We start from the raw sequence: 6,243 nt of genomic DNA, 5'->3' as shown, positions 1-6,243 counted from the left end.
CGCCGTGCGGACCCCCGCCGCGGCCATGACGTCCTTGGCGAAGGCCTTGGAGCCCTCGATCCGGGCGGCCTCGGCCGAGGGACCGAACACCGGGACGCCGGCCGCGCGAAGGGCATCGGCCACCCCCGCCACCAGCGGCACCTCGGGGCCGATGACGACCAGGTCCACCTCGAGCCGCCGCGCCAACGCGGAGACCGCCGAGGGATCCGTCACCGACGCGTCGTGACACGTGGCCTGCACCATGCCGGGGTTGCCCGGCGCGGCGTGGAGCTCCGTCACCGCGGGATCCGCGGCGAGGGCGACGAGGATGGCGTGCTCACGGGCACCGGAACCGATCACGAGAATTCGCACAGCGACCACAGTAGTCGCGCCCCCGGGCGACGTGACCCGGCACGGCCGGTGCAGGCGTCGTCGGGTGGACCTCAGCTCGGCAGGTCGGTCGCGATCCCGTCCGGCAACGTGGCCTCGTCGCGGACCCGCAGCCCCTCCGCGGTGAGCATGTCCGTCATGCAGAGATCGAGCGTGCGCGCCGTCGCGTGGTCCGCCTCCGGGGTCCCCATCGGCTTGAGCCCGAACATCGCGTGCGAACAGAGGCCGTCGATCCCCGCCCACAGGACGCGCTGGTCCCTGATCCTCGTCCCCGAACGGAAGATCCCCGCGGCGATCCCGCGGTCGACGATCTGCTGCATGATCTCGGCGACGTCCGAGGCCGCGAACGCGACCGTCGACGACTCCCCGAGAGTCTCGACCATCATCCGCGCCCAGGCGGGCTCCGCGACAGTGAACTCCACGATCGCGATCCCCGCGTTGCGGAGGTCCAGGTAGGCCGCGAGCCCCGGGGCCGACTCCGCGCCGGTGACCCCCGGGAGGGCGACACGCTCACCCATCGCGGCGAACCCGCGGGCCGAGACCTCCTCGACCAGCTGCTGCCGGTTGGTGAAGTGCCGGTAGGCGGCGGTGGCCGACACCCCGACGACCGGCGCGATCTCCCGCAGCACGATCGCCTTCTCCCCCGAGGACCGCGCCCGCGTGGTGGCCTCGTGGATGATCGCGTTCCGCAGGTCACCGTGGTGGTAGGACTTCTTCTTGACGGTGTCGTCTGCCGTCGGTGCCGTTGCCTCGATCATCTGCCGTCCCTCCGCCATCCTCTAAGGACCGTTCGCCGCTCGTTGTCCGGGTGGCGTACCCCTCATTACACCACGAGCCACCGCGCATCAGCGGCAACCGGCCGCCCCGGGTACGTAGGCTGGGAGCATGTCGACCGTTTTCAGCAAGATCATCTCCGGTGAGCTGCCGGGCAGGTTCGTCTGGGAGGACCTCGAGGTGGTCGCCTTCCTCACGATCGCGCCCGTCGCGGCCGGCCACACCCTCATCGTCCCGCGAGAGGAGATCGACCGCTGGACCGACCTCGACCCCCGGCTGTGGGCGCGGCTCAACGAGGTCGCCCAGGCGGTCGGCGAGGCCGTCGTCGAGGGTTTCGGGGCGTCACGGGCCGGCTATCTGATCGCGGGGTTCGAGGTCCCACACACCCACATCCACGTCTTCCCCGCCGACGACATGTCCGGCTTCGACCTGTCCCGCGCGGACCCCGACGCCCCGGCGGAGGAGTCGGACGCGGCGGCCGCGACGATCCGTCGCGCTCTGCGGGAACTCGGCCACGACGAGTTCGTTCCCGGGGACTGACCGGCCCACCCCGACTCGCCGCCCCGGTGGTCGGGTCGGGCGGGTGACCGGCTCAGTGCCCGAGCGCGCGCGCCACCTCGCTCATGTCCAGGTAGTCACTCCATTCCCGCACCAGGCCGTCGCGCAACGTGAAGAACGCGCCCGCGCTGAGCTCGACGGCCTGCCCGTTGATGGTGAGGAACATGGTCCTGCTCATCGCGACGGTGTCACCCGATGCCATGACCCGGTGAATCTCGACACGCACGTTTGTGGCGACCTCTCGGTTGAACTCCATCAGGTGCGCCACTCCCTCTCGCCCGCGCGCCTCATGAGACCCCTCGATCCGCAACACGATGTCGGGCGTGCACAGAGCGGTCGTCGTGGTCACATCCCCCCGGAACCTGGCTTCGACGAGCGCCCTGACCACCGCGGCGGCGTCGACTTGATGCTCCTCCCGGTCCACCGGACCGCCCCCGTTCACCGTCTACTCCGCGATCGCGTTCAGCGTGCGCAAGTCCTTGTAGTCCTCCCAGCGCGTGACCACACCGTCCGCGACATCGACGAAGGCCAGTGCCGGGATCTCCACGCCGCCCTCGGGCAGGGTGTAGGTCTCGAGTCGCCGGAGGGCAACGGTCCCCGCTTGCGCCACCACCGACAGGACGGCCACGTCGAGGAACCCGGACATACGGGCGACATCCTCGATGATGTCACGCACTCCGTCGTGCCCCTCGTAGAGACGGAGGTGGCCGCCGTTGGAGTAGACGATCGACGGCGAGGAAAGGGCCAGCGCGGCGTCCACGTCACATGAGGTGACGGCGCGCATCCACGCCTCGGCGATCCGCCGGGTGGACTCAGCGTCCACGCCCCCGTCCACGTCTCCGGAGCCCTCGCCGTCGCCGTCGCTGAACACCTGTCACATCCTACCCAGAAACCTGAGAAAACTAAACGTATACCGCCCGCGTGCGTGGCGTGCACTCCCGGCTCCACCGGGCGGCGGGTGAGAGCTGGAGACGAGACTTGAACTCGCAACCGCCCGATTACAAGTCGGGTGCGCTACCAATTGCGCCACTCCAGCACGGCTCCGGCACGGCCGGGGTCCGGGTCACATCCTAACCGGACCCCGGGCCGCGCTCTCGACCGCCGCGGTCTTGACTACGGTGTCCACGTGGAGATCCGCGACGCACCCGCACCGTTCACCCGCCCCCTGGCGTGGCTGGGTCTGCGCAAGTCGACGATGGACCTGGCGGTCGAGCCGCCCCTGTCCCCGATGGCACCGGTCGACCTGGACGACGACGGCGCCGTCACCGACGTCCTGAACCTCGCCCTCGAGATCGCCGGCATCCTCCTGTCCTCCGGCGAGGGCGCGGCGGACACCGTCGCCCAGGGGGAATCGGTCGCGGCGGCGTTCGGCCTGCCGGGCGCCACCGTCGAGGTCACCTTCACCTCGTTGACCATCGGCGTGAACCGCCGACGTGGTCGCCCGCCGATCTCCGTCATCCGGGTGGTCAACTACCGCACGATCGACATGACCCGGGTGACCCGTGTCGCCCGGCTCACCGACCTCATCGTGCGGCGCCAACTGACCGTCGAGCAGGCCACGGCGGAGGTCGAGCAGATCATCGCCTCCCCGCACCCCCACTCGTTCCGGGTCGCGGTCCTGGGGTGGGCGATGCTCGGTTGCGCGGTCGTCATCCAACTGGGTGGCAGCCCGCTCGCCGGACTCCTGTCCATGGTGTCGACGTTCGCGCTGATGTACGCCAACCGCTATCTGGACGGCCACCGCCTCCCGAAGTTCTTCCAGCAGATCGTCGGGGGGTTCATCGCGGCCGCCTGGGCGCTGTTGGCCTACGTGTTCCTGAGCGACAACTTCGTGGACATCCAGCCATCCACGCTCGTCGCCGCGGGAATCATCGTGCTCCTCGCGGGGCTCACGCTCGTCGGCGCGATCGAGGACGCCATCACCGGGTTCCCCGTGACGTCGGCCGGCCGCGGCGTGGAGACGATGATCCTCACCGGCGGGGTTCTCGGCGGCATCACGATCGCCCTGGCGGTGTTCGCGCGACTGGGCATGTCCCCGCCCCCCATCGACCCGACCATCTCCGGCAACGCGCCCCTGTATCTCGCCGTCTTCGCGGCGGGCGTCGGGGCCGCCGGCTTCGCGGTGGCCAGTTACGCCACCGTGCGTGCGACGTGGCTCGCCGCGGCGGTCGGGGCGATCGGGATGGTCATCTTCCAGGTGGTCACGACGACCGGGCTGGGCGTGGTGGTGGGTTCCGCGCTCGCGGCCTGTGCGATGGGGTTGTTCGGCGGCATCCTCGCCCGTATCGCGACCGTCCCGCCACTGATCGTGACCATCGCGGGGATCACACCACTCCTGCCCGGGCTGTCCGTCTATCGGGGACTGTCGGCCCTCACCAGTGACCAGACCGGTATCGGTGTGGGACTGATGTTCCAGGCCCTGGCGATCGCGGTGGCCCTGGCGGCCGGCATCGTGTTCGGCGAATGGGTCACGCGTAATCTGCGCAGGTCCGCCGCCGCCGACCAGTGACGTAAGATGACGTCGGACGCCTGAGCCCACACGGGCCCTGCGTCCCATACCGACCACGGGAGGACACACATGGCATCCGCCGCAGCGGCCAGCAAGGAGCCCGAGCTCGACGTCGACCTCGAGCCCGTCGCCGACGAGACCGCATATCAGGCCCAGAGGATCGTGGCCTCGTACGCCGCAGACGCCGACGAGTGCCTGATGCTGCTCGAGATGCTCGGGATCGGCCCCGAGAAGGTCGACCCTGCCGACGTCGACTAGCCGCATCACAGCGATCACGGAAGGGACGGGGATGACGCGCGCGACCGAGCAGACGCCGCCGGACGCCGGTGCGGACTTCGTCGTCGTCGCCAATCGGCTACCCGTCGACCTCGTCCGTGACAAGGACGGCCGGGAACACTGGAAGGCCAGCCCCGGTGGGCTGGTGACGGCCCTGGAGTCCATCCTCAAGGCCAACCACGGCGCCTGGGTGGGTTGGCCCGGCGTGGCGGACGCCGCCCCCGAGCCCTTCGACGCCGACGGCATCCGGCTGCACTCGGTCACACTGTCCGCCGAGGATGTCGGGCTCTACTACGAGGGGTTCTCCAACGGCACGCTGTGGCCGCTGTTCCACGACGTGGTGGTCCCCCCCGAGTACCACCGCGAGTGGTGGAACGCCTACGTCGCGATCAACCGCCGGTTCGCCGAGGCCACCGCCGCGGCCGCCGCCACCGACGCCACGGTCTGGGTGCAGGACTACCAACTCCTGCTGGTCCCCCGCCTGCTACGTGAGATGCGTCCCGACCTGACCATCGGGTTCTTCCTCCACATCCCGTTCCCCCCCGTCGAGTTGTTCATGCAGCTGCCGTGGCGCACGGAGATCGTCGACGGGATGCTCGGGGCCGATCTCGTGGGCTTCCACCTGCCCGGCGGAGCCGACAACTTCCGGATCCTCGCCAACCGACTCGGCGGCCACCCCTCCGTTCGGCTGCGTTCGACCCGGGGTCGGGCGTCCGAGATCCGCGTGGACGACCGCAGGGTCCGGGTGGGGGCGTTCCCCATCTCGATCGACTCGGCCGCCATCGACGCCGCCGCCCGCGACCGCGACACCCGCGCCCGCGCGGAACGCCTGCGTACCGAACTCGGCTCACCAGAGATCCTGTTGCTGGGCGTCGACCGCCTCGACTACACCAAGGGGATCGACGTCCGGCTCCGCGCGCTGGAGGAGTTGTTCGAGGAGGGGAGACTCGAGACCGCCGACGTCACCCTGCTCCAACTCGCCACCCCGAGCCGCGAGAGGGTCGAGCAGTACCAGATCATGCGCTCGCGGATCGAGGAGTCCGTGGGCCGGATCAACGGCAGTTTCGGCGAGATCGGGCACCCCGTGGTGACGTACATCCACCGCCCCGTCCCCAAGTCCGAGCTCACGGCGTTCTACGTGGCCGCCGACGTCATGCTGGTCACCCCCGTGCGGGACGGGATGAACCTCGTGGCCAAGGAGTACGTGGCCTCCTGCACGGATGGCGAGGGCGCGCTGGTGCTGAGCGAGTTCGCCGGCGCCGCCGCCGAACTCCGGCAGGCGTACCTGTGCAATCCGCATGACCTGGAGGGGGTCAAGGACGCCATCATGGCGGCCGTCACCGAGTCGAAGGACGACCGGCGTCGTCGCATGCGGGCGCTGCGCCGACAGGTGTTGGGCAACGACGTCCACGCGTGGGCACGACGGTTCTTCGAGACCCTCGACGCGACGTCCGACCCCCCCGTCACAGAGCGTTGAGTTCGCCCAGCTTCCACACCCCGTCCACCCGGACCATCTGGATGCTGAGCCTCGACGCCGAGCTGGCCGCCTCGGGCGCTTCCTTGGTCGAGACCATCCGGTTGAGCATCACCAGCACCGTCACGTTGTCCGCGTCCACGACCTCCTGCGGCGCGGCGGCGGCCACGGTCGCGTAGACACTGGCCTCCTGCTGCTTGGCCGCCGAGGCCACGGTCGGCATGGACTGGTCGACGAACTCGGTCAGTGCCGGCTCGGTGAGACGCTCCCGCACCGCCGCGAG

7 protein-coding genes, 1 tRNA gene and 2 pseudogenes are annotated in these 6,243 nt (G+C 70.0%); 4 read left to right on the top strand and 6 right to left on the bottom strand.

The window, feature by feature from the left end; genetic code table 11:
* Together G6022_RS00780 and G6022_RS00775 are read right to left on the bottom strand one after the other, a co-directional pair.
* Nucleotides 1-351: pseudogene (locus tag G6022_RS00780) on the bottom strand (phosphoribosylamine--glycine ligase); the annotation flags it as partial.
* Between the two features lie 71 nt (nucleotides 352-422).
* Nucleotides 423-1,127 carry a TetR/AcrR family transcriptional regulator gene (locus G6022_RS00775; RefSeq protein WP_182610393.1) on the bottom strand — a complete coding sequence of 235 codons (705 nt, stop codon included), beginning with the start codon at nucleotides 1,125-1,127 and terminating at the stop codon, nucleotides 423-425.
* Nucleotides 1,128-1,254: 127 nt separating this feature from the next.
* Here G6022_RS00775 and G6022_RS00770 point away from each other — a divergent pair, with 127 nt between their 5' ends.
* Nucleotides 1,255-1,683, top strand: a complete 429-nt coding sequence (locus tag G6022_RS00770) for an HIT family protein (protein ID WP_182610392.1) — start codon at nucleotides 1,255-1,257, stop codon at nucleotides 1,681-1,683.
* Between the two features lie 52 nt (nucleotides 1,684-1,735).
* On the opposite strand, the gene G6022_RS00765 is transcribed toward G6022_RS00770, so the two are convergent.
* From G6022_RS00765 to G6022_RS00755, 3 genes are all read right to left on the bottom strand, one after another.
* Nucleotides 1,736-2,143, bottom strand: coding sequence for a nuclear transport factor 2 family protein (locus tag G6022_RS00765; RefSeq protein WP_304814125.1), 408 nt, complete (start codon nucleotides 2,141-2,143; stop codon nucleotides 1,736-1,738).
* Between the two features lie 3 nt (nucleotides 2,144-2,146).
* Nucleotides 2,147-2,572 (bottom strand): nuclear transport factor 2 family protein, encoded by a 426-nt coding sequence (locus tag G6022_RS00760; protein ID WP_182610391.1) that lies wholly within the window; start codon nucleotides 2,570-2,572, stop codon nucleotides 2,147-2,149.
* A 92-nt stretch (nucleotides 2,573-2,664) separates the two neighbouring features.
* Nucleotides 2,665-2,737, bottom strand: a tRNA-Thr gene (locus G6022_RS00755).
* A gap of 90 nt (nucleotides 2,738-2,827) precedes the next feature.
* Between G6022_RS00755 and G6022_RS00750 the strand changes: the two genes are divergently transcribed.
* From G6022_RS00750 to G6022_RS00740, 3 genes are all read left to right on the top strand, one after another.
* The gene (locus tag G6022_RS00750) at nucleotides 2,828-4,210 is read left to right on the top strand and encodes a threonine/serine exporter family protein (protein WP_182610390.1); all 1,383 of its coding nucleotides are present in this window, start codon (nucleotides 2,828-2,830) and stop codon (nucleotides 4,208-4,210) included.
* Between the two features lie 69 nt (nucleotides 4,211-4,279).
* Nucleotides 4,280-4,468, top strand: a complete 189-nt coding sequence (locus G6022_RS00745) for a hypothetical protein (protein ID WP_107748799.1) — start codon at nucleotides 4,280-4,282, stop codon at nucleotides 4,466-4,468.
* Nucleotides 4,469-4,499: 31 nt separating this feature from the next.
* A complete protein-coding gene (locus G6022_RS00740; protein ID WP_182638498.1) occupies nucleotides 4,500-5,963 on the top strand; it encodes a trehalose-6-phosphate synthase in 1,464 nt (487 codons plus the stop codon).
* Here G6022_RS00740 and G6022_RS00735 read toward each other — a convergent pair.
* Nucleotides 5,950-6,243, bottom strand: a pseudogene (locus tag G6022_RS00735) (hypothetical protein); the annotation flags it as partial. The gene G6022_RS00740 and the pseudogene G6022_RS00735 overlap by 14 nt on opposite strands.

Origin of the sequence: Dietzia sp. Cai40 (genome assembly GCF_014145165.1) — a bacterium.
Classification (GTDB): domain Bacteria; phylum Actinomycetota; class Actinomycetes; order Mycobacteriales; family Mycobacteriaceae; genus Dietzia; species Dietzia natronolimnaea.
This window is presented reverse-complemented; position numbering and strand designations above follow the sequence as displayed.